The sequence below is a fragment of the Hydrogenovibrio crunogenus genome (assembly GCF_004786015.1).
In the GTDB taxonomy this organism is placed as follows: Bacteria; Pseudomonadota; Gammaproteobacteria; order Thiomicrospirales; family Thiomicrospiraceae; genus Hydrogenovibrio; species Hydrogenovibrio crunogenus.
Window position 1 is genome coordinate 1,524,427 of record NZ_CP032096.1, and the last position, 18,086, is coordinate 1,542,512.

General features: G+C 40.4%; 16 protein-coding genes and 1 other RNA gene. 5 read left to right on the plus strand and 12 right to left on the minus strand.

The genetic code is table 11. From position 1 onward, the window contains the following. The first annotated feature begins 16 nt into the window (after positions 1–16). The 3 genes from ssrA (at position 17) to GHNINEIG_RS07395 (ending at position 3,635) form a co-directional block, all read left to right on the plus strand. Positions 17–373: a transfer-messenger RNA gene (gene ssrA / locus GHNINEIG_RS07385) on the plus strand. Between the two features lie 167 nt (positions 374–540). Then, positions 541–1,731 (plus strand): tyrosine-type recombinase/integrase, encoded by a 1,191-nt coding sequence (locus tag GHNINEIG_RS07390; protein WP_011370833.1) that lies wholly within the window; start codon positions 541–543, stop codon positions 1,729–1,731. A 695-nt stretch (positions 1,732–2,426) separates the two neighbouring features. Continuing rightward, positions 2,427–3,635 (plus strand): IS256 family transposase, encoded by a 1,209-nt coding sequence (locus GHNINEIG_RS07395; protein WP_135796803.1) that lies wholly within the window; start codon positions 2,427–2,429, stop codon positions 3,633–3,635. Between the two features lie 22 nt (positions 3,636–3,657). Here GHNINEIG_RS07395 and GHNINEIG_RS07400 read toward each other — a convergent pair whose 3' ends face one another. The 8 genes from GHNINEIG_RS07400 to GHNINEIG_RS07435 form a co-directional block, all read right to left on the minus strand. Further along, on the minus strand, positions 3,658–3,966 hold the full coding sequence (locus tag GHNINEIG_RS07400; RefSeq protein WP_135796055.1) for a hypothetical protein: 309 nt from the start codon (positions 3,964–3,966) through the stop codon (positions 3,658–3,660). A 145-nt stretch (positions 3,967–4,111) separates the two neighbouring features. Next, positions 4,112–4,291 (minus strand): helix-turn-helix domain-containing protein, encoded by a 180-nt coding sequence (locus tag GHNINEIG_RS11825; protein ID WP_083756130.1) that lies wholly within the window; start codon positions 4,289–4,291, stop codon positions 4,112–4,114. A 1,159-nt stretch (positions 4,292–5,450) separates the two neighbouring features. Further along, positions 5,451–6,257, minus strand: a complete 807-nt coding sequence (locus tag GHNINEIG_RS07410) for a sulfite exporter TauE/SafE family protein (protein WP_135796056.1) — start codon at positions 6,255–6,257, stop codon at positions 5,451–5,453. Between the two features lie 14 nt (positions 6,258–6,271). After that, positions 6,272–7,867, minus strand: a complete 1,596-nt coding sequence (locus GHNINEIG_RS07415) for a gamma-glutamyltransferase family protein (protein WP_135796057.1) — start codon at positions 7,865–7,867, stop codon at positions 6,272–6,274. A 2-nt stretch (positions 7,868–7,869) separates the two neighbouring features. Continuing rightward, a complete protein-coding gene (locus GHNINEIG_RS07420; RefSeq protein WP_135796058.1) occupies positions 7,870–9,195 on the minus strand; it encodes a TRAP transporter large permease in 1,326 nt (441 codons plus the stop codon). 3 nt (positions 9,196–9,198) lie between these two features. After that, on the minus strand, positions 9,199–9,705 hold the full coding sequence (locus GHNINEIG_RS07425) for a TRAP transporter small permease subunit (RefSeq protein ID WP_135796059.1): 507 nt from the start codon (positions 9,703–9,705) through the stop codon (positions 9,199–9,201). A 7-nt stretch (positions 9,706–9,712) separates the two neighbouring features. Continuing rightward, the gene (locus GHNINEIG_RS07430; RefSeq protein ID WP_135796060.1) at positions 9,713–10,816 is read right to left on the minus strand and encodes a TRAP transporter substrate-binding protein; all 1,104 of its coding nucleotides are present in this window, start codon (positions 10,814–10,816) and stop codon (positions 9,713–9,715) included. A 34-nt stretch (positions 10,817–10,850) separates the two neighbouring features. Continuing rightward, complete coding sequence (locus GHNINEIG_RS07435) at positions 10,851–11,954, minus strand: hypothetical protein (RefSeq protein WP_135796061.1); 1,104 nt, start codon at positions 11,952–11,954, stop codon at positions 10,851–10,853. 362 nt (positions 11,955–12,316) lie between these two features. Between GHNINEIG_RS07435 and GHNINEIG_RS07440 the strand changes: the two genes are divergently transcribed. Beyond that, positions 12,317–12,760 carry an Lrp/AsnC family transcriptional regulator gene (locus GHNINEIG_RS07440; protein WP_135796062.1) on the plus strand — a complete coding sequence of 148 codons (444 nt, stop codon included), beginning with the start codon at positions 12,317–12,319 and terminating at the stop codon, positions 12,758–12,760. 257 nt (positions 12,761–13,017) lie between these two features. Here GHNINEIG_RS07440 and GHNINEIG_RS07445 read toward each other — a convergent pair whose 3' ends face one another. Continuing rightward, positions 13,018–13,173 carry a phage integrase N-terminal SAM-like domain-containing protein gene (locus GHNINEIG_RS07445; RefSeq protein WP_135796063.1) on the minus strand — a complete coding sequence of 52 codons (156 nt, stop codon included), beginning with the start codon at positions 13,171–13,173 and terminating at the stop codon, positions 13,018–13,020. Positions 13,174–13,387: 214 nt separating this feature from the next. On the opposite strand from GHNINEIG_RS07445, the gene GHNINEIG_RS07450 reads away from it, so the two are divergent. Further along, positions 13,388–13,966: a hypothetical protein gene (locus tag GHNINEIG_RS07450; protein ID WP_135796064.1), complete on the plus strand. Its 579-nt coding sequence runs from the start codon at positions 13,388–13,390 to the stop codon at positions 13,964–13,966. A 171-nt stretch (positions 13,967–14,137) separates the two neighbouring features. On the opposite strand, the gene GHNINEIG_RS07455 is transcribed toward GHNINEIG_RS07450, so the two are convergent. From GHNINEIG_RS07455 to GHNINEIG_RS07465, 3 genes are read right to left on the minus strand one after another with little or no spacing between them, the layout of a single operon-like run. Then, positions 14,138–14,425, minus strand: coding sequence for a hypothetical protein (locus GHNINEIG_RS07455; RefSeq protein ID WP_135796065.1), 288 nt, complete (start codon positions 14,423–14,425; stop codon positions 14,138–14,140). Positions 14,426–14,482: 57 nt separating this feature from the next. Continuing rightward, positions 14,483–17,353 carry a type I restriction endonuclease subunit R gene (locus GHNINEIG_RS07460; protein WP_135796066.1) on the minus strand — a complete coding sequence of 957 codons (2,871 nt, stop codon included), beginning with the start codon at positions 17,351–17,353 and terminating at the stop codon, positions 14,483–14,485. Positions 17,354–17,358: 5 nt separating this feature from the next. Then, the gene (locus tag GHNINEIG_RS07465; protein ID WP_135796067.1) at positions 17,359–18,021 is read right to left on the minus strand and encodes an NYN domain-containing protein; all 663 of its coding nucleotides are present in this window, start codon (positions 18,019–18,021) and stop codon (positions 17,359–17,361) included. Positions 18,022–18,086 lie beyond the last annotated feature (65 nt).

An 18,086-nucleotide genomic window follows, 5' to 3' on the forward strand; every position in this document is an offset into this window, starting at 1 on the left:
CATGAGAACCGAATACGGGGATGCACTGGTTTCGACGGGGAGTACAAAGTTTAGGATGCATGTCGTGCCTGAATGATGCACGTAAATCTTTATTTCAATTTGTTATAGTTGCAAACGACGATAACTACGCTCTAGCGGCTTAATCCCGCTAGCGCAGACTGGGAGCGTTGTTCGTGGCACCCAGTTCTGTGTCGACTCACACGGAATCGTCGGTCTCATGTGTTTGGATGAGGCTTGACTAAACTTTACAAGCTCGCTTAATGTGATCCCTGCTGGTCGGGCAGCATTAAGTTAAAATAATAGACCAAATAAACATGTAGAGCTTTAAATGGAGGCTTCTCGGACGGCGGTTCGACTCCGCCCATCTCCACCATACAGAACACATAAGCCATTGTTTTTAATACGAAATTCAATGGCTCATGTACCACCGTAGTACCTATCAAATAGTCCTTATTTTTCCTCTTTTTTCCGTGACATTCGTCAAATTAATGAACTACACTTGTACCACAAGTTAAATAATTTAAAACCGTGGTACATTTTATGATCAACAAACTTTCAGATGTGCAGATAAGAAAGGCTGTTCACCCTTCTACTAAGAGTCTGTCTGATGGTAAAGGTCTTAGCATTGAAATTATGCCAAAGGCGAAACGATTCAAGTTCAGATACCAGCGACCAGTGAACAAAAAAATAAATAACCTTGTCTTAGGTTACTATCCTAGTATGTCATTAAAAGCTGCTAGAGAAATAGCACAGCAATATCGAGAGCTTTTAAAGAAAGGCATTGACCCAAAATATCAAACATCATCAGAAAAGGTTGATTTCGATCACATTATCCAGCTTTATTTAAAAAAAGGAAAAGCCGACTGGTCAGAAAAACATTTCAACACTACAAAAGGTCGATATGAAAATTTCCTTAAAAATCCTTTTGGTAATAGAGATGCAGCCCAAATTACTTCTTTTGATATATATAACTTACTGGAATCAGTAGCACAATCAGGAAGCTATGGAACCGCAGAAAAGTTAAGCTATATAATTTCTGGCGCATACTCCCAGGCTGCAATACTTGGAATGGTAAAATTCAATCCTGCGGCTGGAGTTATGAAACAGGTGACTAAGACCAAAAAAACTCAACAAATGCCACACTTTAACCTTACTCGCAAAGGTGAATCAGAAAGGCTTGGAAGGTTTTTAAATGATATTAAAGCACTCAATAAAACAAATATTGCAGTCAAGACAGCATTGCTTTTATCTCCCCTACTCTTTATGCGTTCGGGCTCTCTCGCATCTTTAAAACTAGAATCCTATGACAAGGATAATAAATGGCTTTTGATTAATGCAGAAGATATGAAAAAAGACCACTCTGACTTTATCGTTCCTTTAAGCACGCAAGCTATAAACCTCCTTGAAACACTTATTGCCGCCACAAAACCTAAAATTTATGTATTTGAGAGCAGAGCAAGTAAGCTTGGACACATAAGAATAGAGGCCATTAACAAAGCAAAATCACGATCTGGATGGCGGTTTGATGACGTGACGATACACGGATTAAGACATACAGCAACAACATATTTAACTGAAATTGGCTTTGATTACGAAGTTACAGAAATGCAACTTCACCATAAACTTGTTGGTGTGCGGGGAATATACAATAAAGCAATGCATCTGGATAAACGCAGAGAAATGATGCAAAAATGGGCAGATTATTTGGATAATTTGAGAAACGGCATATAATATTTTTGTCTAAAACAATATTTAACAACTACAGAACTACGGGCTTATTAGGGTAAGTTTTTAATCACACTCAGAATCTCAAAAAAACTTGGCCACTAAAGTTCATTTTTTATAAAAGCAACACGAACAATCAATGTATTAGTAATTAATATCAACTTTGTGGAGTAAAAATATGATCATGTTTTTCTATACCTCTCTAGTCGTCATTTGCATTATTGGTTGCGTTTATTTGCTTGGCAAAGCAATTGATTCTTATGAGGCAAATATTAAAAAAGATACTCACTGAATACCTCCCATTTATTAAGTTTTCTAACCCTTCCCAATCTTTTTCTAAAGTGACGTTTAGCTCCATAAATAAAAATTTTTATAGACGTCAAACCAAATCAACAAAACTAATAATCAGCGATGCCAACAAAGGGGTTCGTAATTCTTATGTAATGCACCCCAATACTTCTTGCGCGACTATAAAAACAATACCAACATATTGATTTTATATGTTTTTTATAAAAAACTTATTTTAAAACTTGCTTAACAAAAAAAATTGCCATTATCTGCCGTAATACTATATACAGGCTTACCAAGAGATTTAAATTGTTCAATAATGACTGATGCCACCATATTTGGGGCCTGTAAACCAAATTGTGTAAACGCTCATAGTTTAAAATTCCCCGAAAAGGAAAATCACTATGAGCAACATCGACCAAGAAAAACTCAAAGCCATGGCCGCTGAGCTGGCCAAGGATATCAAAACTCAGAGCGACTTGTCTGACCTCTCAGCCAGTCTGCTTAAAATGACCGTTGAAGCCGCCCTCGGTGCTGAAATGGAAGAGCACCTGGGCTATCCCAAGCACCACAGTTCCGACAGCGACAACAGCCGAAACGGCTATTCATTTAAAACCCTCAAAGGCGACCATGGCGAAGTGGAAATCGCCATCCCTCGGGATCGCCAGAGTGAGTTTAACCCCACCATTATCAAAAAAGGCGAAACCCGCCTGACCAGCATGGATGACCAGATACTGGCGCTTTATGCCAAAGGCATGACCACCCGAGACATTGTGGCAACGTTCAAAGAGATGTATGGCGCTGATGTCTCGCCAACACTGATCTCCAAGGTCACCGAAGCGGTCATGGAAAAAGTCACCCTCTGGCGTTCTCGTCCGTTGGACGAAGTCTATCCGCTGCTGTATCTCGATGGTATTGTCATCAAGGTCCGCCAGGACAAACAGGTGGTGCGAAAAACCATGTATGTAGCGCTTGGCGTCAATACCGACGGCCAAAAAGAATGCCTGGGCCTGTGGCTGTCTGAGACCGAGTCATCCAAGTTCTGGTTGAGCGTTTTAAACGACCTTGAAGCCCGAGGCGTCAAGGACATACTGGTCGCAAGCGTTGATGGCCTGACGGGCTTTCCTGAGGCCATCAATACCGTCTACCCTCAGGCAGATGTTCAACTTTGCATTGTGCACATGGTGCGCAATTCCCTGCGTTATGTTGGCTACAAAGAGCGCAAACAGGTCGCCAACGACCTCAAACAGGTTTACCAGTCAGTGACCGAAGAAGAAGCTCTGTTGGCGCTTGAGCAGTTCGAGACCAAATGGGATGACAAATTCCCCAATATCGGTCGTTCCTGGCGCAACAACTGGGACAATGTGGCCACGCTGTTCCAGTACCCTCAGGCGATCCGCAAGGTGATCTATACGACGAATGCGATTGAATCTTTGAACTCGGTGATTCGCAAAGCCACCAAGAATCGCAAGATCTTCAGCCATGATAACTCGGCCTTTAAAATCATTTTTCTGGCCATTGAATCGGCCTCAAAAAAATGGACCATGCCGATTCGAGACTGGAAATTAGCCATGAACCAGTTTATGATTCTGCATGAAGAACGCTTGAAACCTTATGTTTGATCAACCGAGCGTTTACACAGAATTATTTACAGGCTCCCATATTTGATTTACGTGTTTCCACCTTTATAAACTGTGAAAGTCGAGAAACCCTATCAACCATTGAGACTAGGCTTGGTCCTGTTTTTATCCCAATGACCGTATCAACCTTCCAATCACCAATGCGTTGTCTAACATCAACGATACTTGGACGTTCATCTATACTGGTTCCTTTATTCAACTTACCACGCGTTTCATAAACCCGATCACGTTTTCGATAACGTTTTTTACGGCATAGATAGCGGTACAAGGGCCACCTCTTGCTTTGTTCTGATAGATGAATTGGTAAATCCATTCATGGCTTATTGAAATGCTTGATTCTATTTTTAGGCGGCCACTTATCTGCTCAGGGCTCCAGTTGCTTTTAAGGTTCTTAGATACTTTGTGCCAGACGGACTGAGAAATGCGTTTACACGCTTTATTGCGTTTTCTAGCACATGCTAATTGGTGAGCGAGCATTGGCCGCCAACCACGCTTGTTAACATTACGTTAAATTCTCGGCTTATCGTAAATTTATGGCGAGTAATCTCTTTGGCAATAGCACTAATTGACAAACCTGTGCGTTTCAGACCATAAGAGTGATATCGTTCTGTTTCGGTTAGCTGATGATATTTGTTCATGTAACAACACTTTTAGGTTGGGGAACTGAAAAGGTAGCTCATTAGCTAACCTTTTTCCATTCCTCGGTGTTGCACTTGCTTGTTGAATCTATGACCTAAAATAAAAACCACTAAGAGCTCTTAAAATTTTTTACAAGGTAAGGCAGGTAAAAAGTTTTTTTGTACAATTAAGGCACTCTGTCGTGCGTTTTTTATGCACTTTAAAATCAAACTCAAGATATTCTTAACAAGAACCTTCATTTCTTTTGCAATTTTTTTAAATTCTTAGGAACGTTTAAACTGTCTCAGAAATGCTTAAATCTTAATTTAAGAAATAAATGCTGCATCCACCGCTTTTGACAATTAATTTCACTACAAGAATAATCAGACCTAGTTTAGTTCAGATCAAACAAGGTTAATTCACTGATTTATGATTAAACTTCCGAGATGGAGGTCTTAATTATTAAAAAACACTAAAATTTAAAAATCACTCCCTATATAAATCAATAACTTATAAAGCATAAAATACTGATTTTGAGATTTATCATAAAAAACAGTCTCCCTACTTATGTATTTTATTCAGATTGGCATAAATTAATTTCCTGATTCAAACTTCCGAGACGAGGTGCTTAATTGTTCTTAATTTTCATGATTTCAACATCAAAAACCTTTAAAAACAACTTCAAAACAGAAATAATGTACGCCTTTATACTTATTTATAATAAAATACGGCCTTTTTAATTTAGACTGAGTACTATTAATTCCCTGATTCAAACTTCCGAGAACGGGTAACTAAAATTCTGAAAAACAGTTGTATAATCAAACAACAAAAAGAAATGAAGTTATGACTAAACAAAACAAAAAGAAAAAATCCAATGCCATGTTTTTGGTTTATGGAAGTATTGCCGGTGCAATTGCCTTCGCAATTTTTATCGTGATCTAGCGCAAAATGTACGCTTAAAAACTTCTTTCGCTATACTTTTATAAAAGTAACTACTCTCCGCCCCAACTCCATAGTAACTAGCGTTACTATTCCGTTGGGGCTCTACCTAGACTATCCTCTCCTTCATCACTCAATCTGAAATTAACTCGTAACCGAACCATACTAAAAGAAAGTGCGCGAACCTAAAAAGAAAAGACTAGCCCAGCAGCAGAACTGAGATAAAAAGGTGCTAATAATTCAGACCAAAAGCATCTTGATCCCAACAAGCGCTAGAAAAATTGCAAAAGCTGTTTTTAGCTGTTTCACATTAAGAAAATACGCCAACTTTACTCCCAAAGGCGCAAAAACCATTGTCATTGGAACTAAAGCTATAAAACCAAGCCAGTTAACATACCCTGTTGAACCAGTAGGCAAGTTAGGAACATCCCAACCAATAAAGATATATCCGAGTGTTGCAGGGATACTGATGACTAAACCAAACAAAGATGCCGTGCCGACTGCTTTGTGTATTGGATAAGAAAAAAGTGTCAACAATGGAACCATTAATGTTCCTCCACCAATCCCTAAGATTGACGAAAATGTTCCGATCAAAGTTGCAAAAATAGATTGTCCTGGAAAACTTGGAAGTTGTTTAGCGATAACTAAACTCCTTCTTATACTGATTATCATATGTACAGAGATAACTAAGAGCAAAACACCAAACATGACCTTCAGAGTTACGCCATCTATGAAGTTTGCGGAAAAGGCTCCTATGAAGACCCCTATTATGACAAATGGCAACCAAACTTTTACCAAGTCCCAGTCAATGCCGCCTTTTTTGTGATGGGACCTAGCGGACATAATGGATGTCACGACAATAGTGGATAATGAGGTTCCTATGGCCAATGGCATAGCAATCGATATATCAATATTCAGATAAATAAAAATATGATATAGCATCGGAACGATAACAATGCCACCACCAACACCTAGCAGCCCAGCCAAGAGCCCAGCGATCATGCCGCTAATTAATAAAATTGGGATTAAAATCAGTAATTCATTCATTATATATTTTGCCCTTAAAATCCAGAAGATTTGCCATCACTACGGGGATCATAAGCCCCTTCTATTGTTGACGATGTATGACGTATTAATGCACCTGCATGGCCTACGGAAGAATCTAGAGAGGATAACCATTCAAAATCATGCCCTTTTTCACGAAGAATAAGGCTGAAAGAATCCGGAAACCGAGATTCTAGTTTTAAAGTTTCGGAAGAATTGCCCCAGGTTCGACCTAATAACCAACGAGGTTTATTAATGGCCGTTTGTATATCTTCTCCATAGTAGGCATAGCGCGAAAAAACAGCTGCCTGTGTCTGAGGTTGCCCATCTCCTCCCATTGTTCCATAGGCCATGACACGACCATCCTTGAATAAAGCAATTGCGGGATTTAAGGTATGAAAAGGTTTTTTATGAGGCGCGAGTGCTCGAACATTAGTAGGATCTAGCGAAAAGCTACACCCTCTATTTTGCCAAACAACCCCTGTTTTTGGGAGCATGAATCCACTTCCAAACTCATGATAAATACTCTGTATAGCACTCACTACTCGACCCTTAGAATCAATAGCTCCAAACCAGGTCGTATCACCTGGGGAGGTCTGCTCTCCCCAAGGACGAGCTTTGTTCAAATCAATCTGTTCGCTTAATTGATCCAAATAATCAGGCGTTAACCAAGCTTGAAGCTCTTCAGGCGTTGCAGAAGTATCCATGCGATTTCTGTGTGAAAAAGCAATCTTGGTGGCTTCAACCAGTAGGTGCACATAGTCAGCAGAGTCTATATCGGGTAATTTCTCAACCCATCGATCAAATAAACCCAAAATCATCAGCGAAGCTACGCCTTGTGTGGGTGCGGATGCATTAAAAAGGGTTGCATGAGACGTTTCTAATTCAAGATAAGGCTGCCATTTTGCATGGTGATTTTTAAGGTCGTCATGCGTTATCAGTCCTTGTCGATGTGCAAAATCAAAAGCAATGTCTTCTGACACCTGCCCTCTATAAAAATCATCGAATCCTTTCTCCCCTATGGTTTTTAAAGTATTACCCAGTGCGGCTTGAATTAAAGATTCTCCCGCTCTAGGGGTATTACCTTGTGGATAGTAAACGTCGGCAAAAAAAGGATCCAATTGAAGTTCATTGGCTTTGTCTTTCAACGTTTCGGCTAAAGAGGCGGTAACGGTGGTGCCATTTTCAGCTGCCAAAACGGCTTCGGACATCAACTGTGAAGCACTCATACTTCCTTGCCAATTAGCTTGGCTTTTTTCATATGCCAAAGACCAAGCAGAAACCGCACCTGCAACCGTATTCGCTGCAAGCTTTCCTCTAAAAGGTATGTCACTAACGTCTGAATAGATTTCAGGCTTTACTTCCCCACCAGAATAGCCTGACGCATCAATAAAGCTCACCCCCTCCTCGGGGTCATAAATAAGCCAAAAAGCATCCCCACCGATTCCTGTCATATGAGGATAATGTACAGACAGAGAAGCTGCCGTGGCGATGGCTGCTTCAATGGCATTGCCACCAGACTTTAAAATATTCAATCCTGCATCTGCAGCAGAATGGTGTGGCGCCACCACCATGCCATTTTCTGCCATTTCTGTTTTTGGAAAAGGTTTCATATTTAACTCCAACCAATGGCTTTAGGTAGCCATAATGCGATATCAGGGAAAATCATAACCAGGCCAATAACACTGATTTGCATCCCAATGAATGGAAGAACGCCCTTATAAATACTTATTGTCTTTATTTCAGGCGGAGCGACCCCTTTCAAGAAAAACAATGACCAGCCAAAAGGCGGTGTTAAAAATGAAGTCTGCAAATTAAGCGCCACTAAGATCGCCAGCCAGACCATATCAATGCCCAATGCATGAAAAATAGGTAACATCAAAGGCAATACAATATAAGAAATCTCTATCCATTCTAAGAAGAAGCCTAGAACAAGGAGAAGTACCATCATAAATAATATTGCACCCCACTCACCGCCAGGAATGACTGAAAATAGATCTTCAATTAAATAATCCCCATCAAGCCCTCTAAAGCTCAATCCAAATATCTGGGCGGCGATAAGAACAAACATAATCATGCCTGTTATTTTTAACGTTTCGCGTAAGGTTTCGTTTAATACACCCAAACTCATTCTCTTACTCAAGAAAACAATTAACAAAGCACCTAAGGCCCCCATTGATGCCGCTTCTGTTGGCGCTGCAACACCCCCAATAATTGATCCCAAAACAGCGAATATCAAAATAAATGGCGGGGCAACAGATTTGATGAATTGAATCCATAAATCCTGACGTGAGTAGCTTTGTCTTTCTTCCAAATTAATAGGAGGAACCTTTTCTGGCGACTTCCAAGCAAGATACAGAATGTATAAAACATACATTGTCGCCAGCAGTAGACCTGGAATCAAAGCGGCGGCAAAAAGCGGCCCTATGGCTTCCCCAGTAATATCTGCGAGTAATATCAGTACCAAACTAGGCGGTAAAATTTGTCCTAGTGTTCCAGAAGCGCAAATTGTTCCACAAGCAACAGAATGACTGTAATTGCGGCGCAACAGTGTCGGCAGTGCAATCATGCTCAAAGTCACAACCGTTGCCCCCACAATGCCTGTCGAAGCCCCCATGAGAACCCCCACAACAATAATGGAAATAGCCATTCCTCCTGGCATTCTTCCCGCTATAAGCCCTAGGACATCTAGCATTTTTTCAGCAAGCCGGGATTTTTCTAACATCACCCCCATGAAAACAAATAAAGGGATTGCAAGAAGAGTGTAGTTTGTAATAACACCAAAAATACGTGCAGGGATCAGATGAAATAAATCAAACCCCATTCCAATTAATCCAAAACTTATACCCGCTGCGACAATTGAAAAAGCAACAGGCACACCCGCTAGGATAAGAGCAAAAAGTGTAATGACCATTAAAATGGCCAGTGATTGAGGTTCCATAGATTAGGACTCTTGTTCAGTGTGTATCAAAGCTTTCAAAAAAAGCGCGAAACCTTGTAAGGCGATTAGAAAGAAGCCTAAAGGGAGCAATGCCTTGACTAAGTATCGGTAAGGCAACCCTCCTGGATCAGGTGAAACCTCATTCATTTCATAGGACTGCAATACATAATCAGAAGTTAGGTAGATCATAAAAATTGAAAATGGCAAAATAATAAGAACTGGAATCAATATATCCATCCAACGTTTCACCTTAGAAGAATATGTGTGATAGAAAAGGTCTACACGAACGTGCTCACCTTGTTGCAAGGTGTATGCAGACCCAAACATTGCGATAGCTGCAAGTAAATGCCACTCAAGCTCTTGTAAACTCACTGAACTGACATGGAAGAAGTACCTGGCAAGTACATTACCAGCAACCAAGAGAACCAATGCGAAAATTAACCAAGCGCTCAAACGGCCGATGCATTCTATGAATGCATCCAGCTTTTGAGATAAACCAGCAAACAACATATTTTACTTAAAGCTTCGTCATTACGACGGCTTCACTCCGTGCTTGCCATGCATCATGCTTCGCTTTAAATGCGAAATAACTTTCATGAACTTTTTTAACTAAAGGATCTTTTTCTGTATACGTTTCAAACGTTTTAAAAGTAGTCTCTTTTAGTTTGGCAACCACTGAATCCGGTAGCGTTCGCACTTCAACCCCTTGGTTTGTAACTAAATCATCTAAAGCTTCAGCATTATTTCCTTCTGACCACGAATGACTCATCAGGTTACACTCCGCAGCCACAGCTTTAACAATTGCCTGAAGGTCTTCAGGTAAAGTATCCCAAGCATCTTTATTTATTAAGCACTCTGTTGTATTACTTGGTTCAGACCATCCTGTGGTGTAGTAGTACTTAGCAGCTTTTTGTAAACCTAAGCGACGGTCTTGATAAGGGCCAACAAATTCAGCGGCATCAATAACACCACGCTCTAAAGCCGGGAAGATTTCGCCCCCAGGAAGCAGTTTAACGCTGACACCTAATTGCTCGTATACCTTACCCGCTAATCCAGGGATCCTCATACGGAGTCCCTTTAGGTCTTTAACAGAATTGATTTCTTTATTGAACCACCCTGTCATTTGGACCCCCGTATTACCGGCGGCTAGCCCCATAACATTGAAAGGCTTATAGACTTCATCCCAAAGCTCTTGTCCGCCACCTTCTTGTAACCAGGCATTGGTTCCCTGGAAATTCATACCAAAAGGAACGGCTGTAAAATATTGTGCTGCAAATGTCTTACCTGCCCAGTAATACGAATTCGCCCAGTTCATTTCGATGGTTCCCTTAGAAACCGCATCAAACCCTTCCATCGCAGGAATTAGTTCTCCAGCAGCATAATGCTTAATACGCAAGCGCCCACCCGATAGCTCTTCTACACGCTTACAAAAGTAACTTGCACTTCCCGGCCCTTTTGAATAAAAAGGCGCTCCCGCAGGATAGGCATTCGCCATCTTCCAACGAAATTTTTTGGAAGAACCTGCATTAGCCGCAGAAGGAATGATTGCTGTAGTTGCCGCTCCTGCAGTCGCTAAGCCCGCAAGTCCAGTTTTTAAAAAATCTCTTCTTTTAATATCCATCTAATAACTCCTAAATAAATTGATTTAACTTTGATTAAAATTGAATCTGAGTACCTAACTTAAACGTGCTGACGGAAGGCGAACCAGCAACATCGGTATTGGTAGCAACGGCGGAAATAAGCGCATTATGACTCGAGATAACATAATTCACGCCGAGTTCAGTTTTATCCATGGTCCCGGAGCCAGCTGCGTCATAATCAAATTGTTGTACACGCGTATAAGGTTGAAATTGCCCAATTCCAACTTTTGTCGGAAACATATAAGAAGCCAATGCCAAGTAAGATTTGCCTGCTTTAAGAGTCGGATCTGTTACACCATCTAAGTCATATGAATAATAAGCGCCTTCGAGTGTGCCTACACCACCATTTGAAAGTTTCTTTTCAAGCAAGAAGTCAGCATTCCAAGCTGTAAAATTTCCTTGATTGTTAACATCCGTACCTGCTCCATCTGCTTGGTAAGCTCCACCTATACCGAAGGAAAGAATATCTTTCTTCCCATGATAGGTGCTTCGATTAAAATACCCTGATTCAGCATCCCATAAATTCAAAGCAAGGCGACCGGAATAAAGCAAATTACCAGAATCATTCGGACCACCTACATCAGAACGTCCTTGAGTAGCGCCAAGGTAATACTTAATTTTTTTACTATTGGTTAGCCCCCAGAAGATAACACCATCATCTCGTCCTGCATTGATGGATGGATATTTTCGTACCGAAGGAAAATCAAACGCCGCTTGGTAAAATGGTCCATCTAAGTTAGCTCTATCGGTAGGAATCAAAACTCGACCAGCCCAAATATTCAAAGCATCATTGATATGAAATTTTGCTGCTGCGTCTAACATTTTGATATTATCGTTAGCATCTTTTTCAGTATTAAAGGTAAACTGAATATCTTTCATTGCTTGAGCGGTTAGATAAAAACGCATATTATTAACAGCCATATCTGTTGGAGATGTCGCTCCATCATCATCAGTGGTTGTAATACTTGTTCTAAGACCTGCGCCGATCTTTACCCATCGGTCATCATCAACATTAAGCGTCACACCAGCATTTGCAATTGACGCTGTTGAAAGCAGTGCTCCACCAGTTAGAGCACCGACAAGCAACCCAAGTGCTCGTTTTTGATTTTTAGACTTCATTATTCATTTATCTCCTAATTAAGACATTATCGTTTGTAAACTTCAGGCACTCATTCAGCAGAAGATATGCCAAAAACAAAAACAAAAAGTAAGTAATTGATTTTAAAGAATTTAGTGTATTTTTAATCCTGAAATACAAATTAATGTTTTCTTATTTGCACCATAAGATACTGTCTTAATTAAGAAAGATTGTTTACAATAAACATTTTTTAGATATCAATTGTATACAGATTATGTCCATTTGTTCCTAGTTGATTTCTTTTATCACTAAAACTAAGGTATCTTGTATACAAACGACATAAATATTCTAATTTCGGGCACGCACCAGGTTGGAGCATTTTTAAAAGTAAAGGATGTTAATAATGAACACCGATACACATATTATTAATTTATTAATTAAAAATGGACGAGCTTCATTTGCAGATATAGCCCGAGAAATAGGGGTTTCTCGGGCTTATGTTAGGCAGCGGGTAAAGAAATTAGTTGATGAAGGTATGATTGAGCAATTTACAGCGGTAATAAACCCTGACAAACTTGGTAAATCTTTGTCAGCTTTTCTTGATGTAAAAGTCGCCCCCCAAGGAATTGAAAAAATTGCCCATGAACTGGCAGAATGCCCTGAAGTTGTGAGCCTGTATATTATGAGTGATATGAAAAGTCTTCATATCCATACATTAACAAATGACACAGAAGCATTAAATCGCTTTTCACATGAACATTTGTTTTCACGTGAACATATCATTGATGTGGAGTGCAAAACCTTACTTACTCGAGTTAAAAATCGCCGCGGAGGCCCTAGACTTTAATATAAGATTTTTAATCTTAGGATTTTATTCTTTGACATGCCGCCCTGCTTACAAAAAATTAGCAAAAGAGTCTTTCACTCTAAAAATACACTAGATAACTGGATTGCTAAACTTAATGAATTCCTTGAATTCAATAATGCCTTAGAGGTGACTCTGAAACCCTCTTCCTTAATACCCAGCTATTCCAGATTGATATGTGAATGAAATCGACACATTACTTAGATATGTCGATAAAAAATAAAAAAATCGACATATAATCAATGTGTTAAAAACTGCTCCACTCTTTGGGACGACTCAATCAACATCGCATCACGACTCACAAAGCCATGAAATTTCACAAATCGCTTTACCCAGTCACAATAACTGTTCTCAGTAGAAAAGGCATACCCTTCTCTGCGTAACTTACTACGCATTTCTTCTAGTAAAGATGGTTTTTTTAAGGTAGTATTTATACCATTACTCTCAGGTGTTGACAGGTTTTACTTATTAATACTGAATTTTATGTCAAAAAAACAACTTAGTCGAATATGTAAGCAAATAAACTTAAATTTAATATCAATACAAAATAACAAGGCATTAGTGCCTTATACTAAATGTTATGTTTCAAACCAACGAAAGGAGAAATCAATGAAGCTTTGGAATAAGGAAGTTGGCTTGGCCATCGGCTTGCTTTTTTTTGCGGGAATTGCTAGCGCTGGAGAGTATCTTGGCCTAGGGCTAGGCGAGCAAACTATTGATCAGGTCAAGTCTTCTTTGAAAAGTGCGGAAGGTGGATTCGACGATAATTACGGATACAAAGGGTATGGGAGTGATTTACCTATAATCAAGGTTTCATACTATGAAAAATTCAATAAGTTTGGTTCCGTCAGAGAAGCATGGCTGAGTTTTTCTCCAGACAAGAAGCTTTACGATATTTCAGTTACTTGGCAAGATGCCGGAGAAACATTCAAGACTCTAAAGGATGCGCTTGATACGAAGTATGGTGCAGCATCCCCCCAAGGCAGGGGGTTCCAACAAGACTACAAGTACCGGGACGGCAACGTTGAGATTATTCTCAATCGAAATACATTTGGGTTTGGTAATCGACAGTCAACGTCTCTGAATTACACATTCACGCCAGCGTTAGCAGAAGTGCGGAAAATGAAAAACCTCATTGAAGAAGACATAAAGAAAAAGAACGCAAAAAAGGCTGCATCTGACCTGTAAACATAACAATCGCGTAAACTCGGACTGCCCAAAGCTGCGCCGCTTCGCTTTGCAGCTTTGGGCACCCGGTTACGCGAGGCGTTAGGGCTTCCGTTTTCGGCAAGAGCTGCTCTTTGAAGAGAAAAAATGAGTAAGAAAAAAAGCGATTCATTAAAGAATATTCGCGAAATGTTAGGGGCGATATCTGACCCGCTGAAGGAGCATCTCGAATTGGTCACCGGCAGTGTAAAAATGACCCCCTGACTGCAATCTAAATTTGACCCCTTGAGCTTCAGTTAAATTTCGACAACCACCCGTTGGCCCCCATTCAGTTTTCAAGCTTCTGAAGAAGCGTTCCATTGGGCTGGTGTCCCAGCAATTACCTCGACGGCTTAAACTCTGTTGGGCTCTACCCACATATAAACAAGGGAAATCTAACTCTATCTGCCACCAATCATGAAACTCAACATCAACTGGCACTTCTCCGGGTCCTTTTAGAACAATATGACGATTTGAGTTTAGTTATCTTGAAAAAATTCACTCAGGCGCACCATCAATAAAGGTTTTGATGTAATCCAACATTTGATCCAATACGCGTTGTGAAACGCTCTTTCGTTTCAAGATCTTCGGCTTTTTATTCATGGTTTCCACCACATCATCACGATACGGTAGTTTCTCAGTAAATAGATAGCTGGAAATCAGCTTCTGGACTTTTTCCTGATCAAGGTTTTCTTCTTCACAGATACGCTTGATTGCGGTCTGATCTTGCTCTTTCCAGAATTGTTTGAAGTGCTCTTCTACCTGTCCACCGTTTTGAATCTCTGGCAGATTTTCATGGATGAACTTTTCAATCAGTTCTTTTTTAGAACGCATGCCCACATCTCCCGAAAGCATATCGATAATGTTTTTCTTACGGGCTTCGTGTTCTTTTTCAGGGGCATCTTTCAGCTGTCCCAGTAGTTTCAAGATGTAGGTCACATTGATTTCATCTCGATGAATCAATTCTAGTTCAAAGTCCACATCATTCAGGATGGAAACCTTTTCTTTTTGACGGTCATTTTTAATGCTGTCATGAAGGTCAAGATACTTGCTGCCATAGTCGGCATATTCCTGTTCATCAATGGCTAAATCTTCAAATTCAAAATCGGTAAAGGTGGCCAAAACGTTATAGACACGCATAAGCTCTCGATAAGCCTTGATGAAATTAAACTTGTCTTCTTCTGACGCCAAATCATTCACACTCGCCACATCAGGCGCAATACTTCTTAGCGCTTCCAAAGCCTTATTAAATTGCTCAACGTAGTTTTCATAAGGCTCCATGATAATGGTGTCTTTGGCGTTCTTGTCCGAGAACAGACCAATCGCATCATCGGTGGCTTGCTTAAGGTTTCGGAAACAGACAATGTTCCCTTGGGATTTTTTATCGCCCATAATGCGATTCGTGCGGGAAAATGCTTGAATCAATCCATGGTATTTCAGGTTTTTATCGACATACAAAGTATTCAAAGGTTTGGAATCAAACCCGGTCAGGAACATATTCACCACCAGCAAAATATCCACTTGCTTATCTCGAACACGCTTAGCCAGTTCGTTGTAGTAGTTATAGAACGACCTGGAATCTTTGGTGGTGTATTTGGTGCCAAACATGTCATTATAGTCACCAATGTAAGATTCGAGCTTATCACGACTATGCAGGTTGACCGTCTTGCCACTCATGTCAGTGGTTTCTTCTGGAATACTGTCGTCCGCGTCTTTATCATCTTCATTGGCGGCATAACTGAATATCGTCGCCACTTTCAGATTGTGCTCGCCCGCCTCTTTTTTGACTTTAAACAAATCATAGTAACGTGTCAGCGTCTCCACCGAACTGACACACATCATTCCGGTAAACTCTTTGGCATGGGTTTTACGCTCGTGGTTGGCAATAATGTAATCCACAATCGCTTCAATGCGCTGTGGCGACTCCATAACCTCTTTGGTATCGATGTCTTGTACTTCAAGGTCTTGAACAATATCGTGCTGCTTAAAGGTGCTGATGTATTCCACCGAGAACTTCAGCACGTTCTCATCCCGTATCGCATCGGTAATCACATACTTGTGCAAACATTCACCAAACAAATCTCTGGTGGTCCGTTTGCCCAGTTTATTGCTGGCCACGTTTTCCGCGAAGATGGGCGTACCGGTAAAGCCGAACATTTGATAATGGTTGAAGTACTCGGTGATGCGTTGATGCGTTTCCCCAAACTGACTGCGATGGCACTCGTCAAAAATAAAGATCACATGCTTATCTTTCAGCGGCTCCATGGCCGACTTGTAACGCTCTTTCATAATCGCCGTATTCAGCTTTTGAATCGTCGTCACAATCAGCTTGGTATCATCTCCAAACTGTTTTACCAGTTTTTGGGTGTTGTCGGTGCTGTCCACACTGCCTTCGCTGAACGAGTTAAATTCTTTGGCAGTTTGATAATCCAGGTCTTTACGATCCACACAGAACACAACTTTATCGACATTCGGCAGGTTGGTGAGGATTTGACTGGATTTAAATGAGGTCAGCGTTTTACCCGACCCCGTAGTGTGCCAGATATAGCCATTATGAACCGAGTTTTTCACCTTATCAATAATCGCTTCCACCGCGTAAAATTGATAAGGGCGTAACACCATCAGGATTTTATCGGTTTGGTTTAAGACAATGTATTTGGTAATCATCTTCGACAGATGACACTTTTCTAAAAAGCTCTTGGCAAAGCTTTCTAGCTGGGTAATCGCCTTATTGTCTTTATCCGACCAGAAGAACGTCTGTTTAAAGGACTGTTTGCGATTGTTGGCGTAATACTTGGTATTCACCCCATTACTAATCACAAACAATTGGATGTATTGAAACAACCCTGCACCCGCACCGAATGAGTGACGCTGATAACGATTGGTCTGGTTAAAAGCTTCTTTAAGCTCTAACCCTCGGCGTTTTAATTCAATCTGAACCAACGGCAAACCGTTAATCAAAATCGTCACGTCATAACGGTTTTTATACTCGCCTTCCATTGTGATTTGATTGGTCACCTGGTACTGGTTTTGACACCACTCAATCTGGTCGATGAAATCGATATACAGCGTCGAGTCATCATCACGCTTTAAGTTGAACTTGTCTCGAAGGGTTTCCGCACGTTCAAAGACATTGCCTTTGTTTAAATGGTTGAGGATTTTGCTGAATTCGTTATCTGAAAAAACCGTTTTATTATGTTTTTCTAGTTGGCGTTTGAGGTTGGCTAACAGGTCGGTCTCGTTTTCAATCACAACGCGCTCATAGCCTTGGCTGGCTAACTGTGCGATTAGATTGTTTTCCAACTGCGCTTCAGATTGAAGCTGGCCGGAAAAATAAACCCCTTGTGCGTCAGCTACTTTATTTGTCATATCAACTAACTCCAAACATCAGGCTTTGTTATCGAAGTATTTGGGATTTTTAGCGGCAATTGTGAAGCCGTCAAATGAGATTCTTTTATAAACTTATGCCAATCAGAAAGTTCCAGCAAATCTTTGGAAACATGCCGCCTATTCCCACTTTTTACTGGAGAAACCAACCCAATACGTATTTCAGGCTTAATGGATTTTATACGTTTCAAGGCTGGCTCTAAATCGGAGTCATTAGTACATAAAACAATTTGTTCACATTGACCAGATAACGCATCGCACGCTATATCAACGGCTAAATTAACATCGCTTTTCTTTTCCTCAAAATGATGCACTTTCACCTTATCAAAAGGTTCATCTACCCTTCTTTTCACAGGCGTTGTCGCAATCATTTTGCCTTCAATGATAGATACTTGATGGGGATACCGTTTTCGCAGTGCTTGCAGATATTGTCTTTGTCGTTGAACGGAGTTTGGATCATCACACATTCTTCCCAAGACAGGTGCCGTGTAATATTTAAGATGAATAAGTTCAGATTCTTGAGGATTAAGTATTTCAACCTGAAATAGAGAATGAATATCTAACCACTTAAATTCGGTTTTTCTCAATAACCCGTAATATAAGTTATACCCATCAATATAGACAATCGTTTTTAAGATTTTAATAGACATTTCAATACTCTATAAATGACAAAGCCACCCGAAGGTGGCTTGTCTCCTTAAGAGCGAACAAGCTA

What these genes read in the sequence shown, in the direction of transcription:
- GHNINEIG_RS07390 (WP_011370833.1), top strand. Translation starts at nt 541, where the DNA reads ATGATCAACAAACTTTCAGATGTGCAGATAAGAAAGGCTGTTCACCCT.
- GHNINEIG_RS07400 (WP_135796055.1), bottom strand. Translation starts at nt 3,966, where the DNA reads ATGGATTTACCAATTCATCTATCAGAACAAAGCAAGAGGTGGCCCTTG.
- GHNINEIG_RS11825 (WP_083756130.1), bottom strand. Translation starts at nt 4,291, where the DNA reads ATGAACAAATATCATCAGCTAACCGAAACAGAACGATATCACTCTTAT.
- GHNINEIG_RS07410 (WP_135796056.1), bottom strand. Translation starts at nt 6,257, where the DNA reads ATGAATGAATTACTGATTTTAATCCCAATTTTATTAATTAGCGGCATG.
- GHNINEIG_RS07415 (WP_135796057.1), bottom strand. Translation starts at nt 7,867, where the DNA reads ATGAAACCTTTTCCAAAAACAGAAATGGCAGAAAATGGCATGGTGGTG.
- GHNINEIG_RS07420 (WP_135796058.1), bottom strand. Translation starts at nt 9,195, where the DNA reads ATGGAACCTCAATCACTGGCCATTTTAATGGTCATTACACTTTTTGCT.
- GHNINEIG_RS07425 (WP_135796059.1), bottom strand. Translation starts at nt 9,705, where the DNA reads ATGTTGTTTGCTGGTTTATCTCAAAAGCTGGATGCATTCATAGAATGC.
- GHNINEIG_RS07430 (WP_135796060.1), bottom strand. Translation starts at nt 10,816, where the DNA reads ATGGATATTAAAAGAAGAGATTTTTTAAAAACTGGACTTGCGGGCTTA.
- GHNINEIG_RS07435 (WP_135796061.1), bottom strand. Translation starts at nt 11,954, where the DNA reads ATGAAGTCTAAAAATCAAAAACGAGCACTTGGGTTGCTTGTCGGTGCT.
- GHNINEIG_RS07440 (WP_135796062.1), top strand. Translation starts at nt 12,317, where the DNA reads ATGAACACCGATACACATATTATTAATTTATTAATTAAAAATGGACGA.
- GHNINEIG_RS07445 (WP_135796063.1), bottom strand. Translation starts at nt 13,173, where the DNA reads ATGCGTAGTAAGTTACGCAGAGAAGGGTATGCCTTTTCTACTGAGAAC.
- GHNINEIG_RS07450 (WP_135796064.1), top strand. Translation starts at nt 13,388, where the DNA reads ATGAAGCTTTGGAATAAGGAAGTTGGCTTGGCCATCGGCTTGCTTTTT.
- GHNINEIG_RS07460 (WP_135796066.1), bottom strand. Translation starts at nt 17,353, where the DNA reads ATGACAAATAAAGTAGCTGACGCACAAGGGGTTTATTTTTCCGGCCAG.
- GHNINEIG_RS07465 (WP_135796067.1), bottom strand. Translation starts at nt 18,021, where the DNA reads ATGTCTATTAAAATCTTAAAAACGATTGTCTATATTGATGGGTATAAC.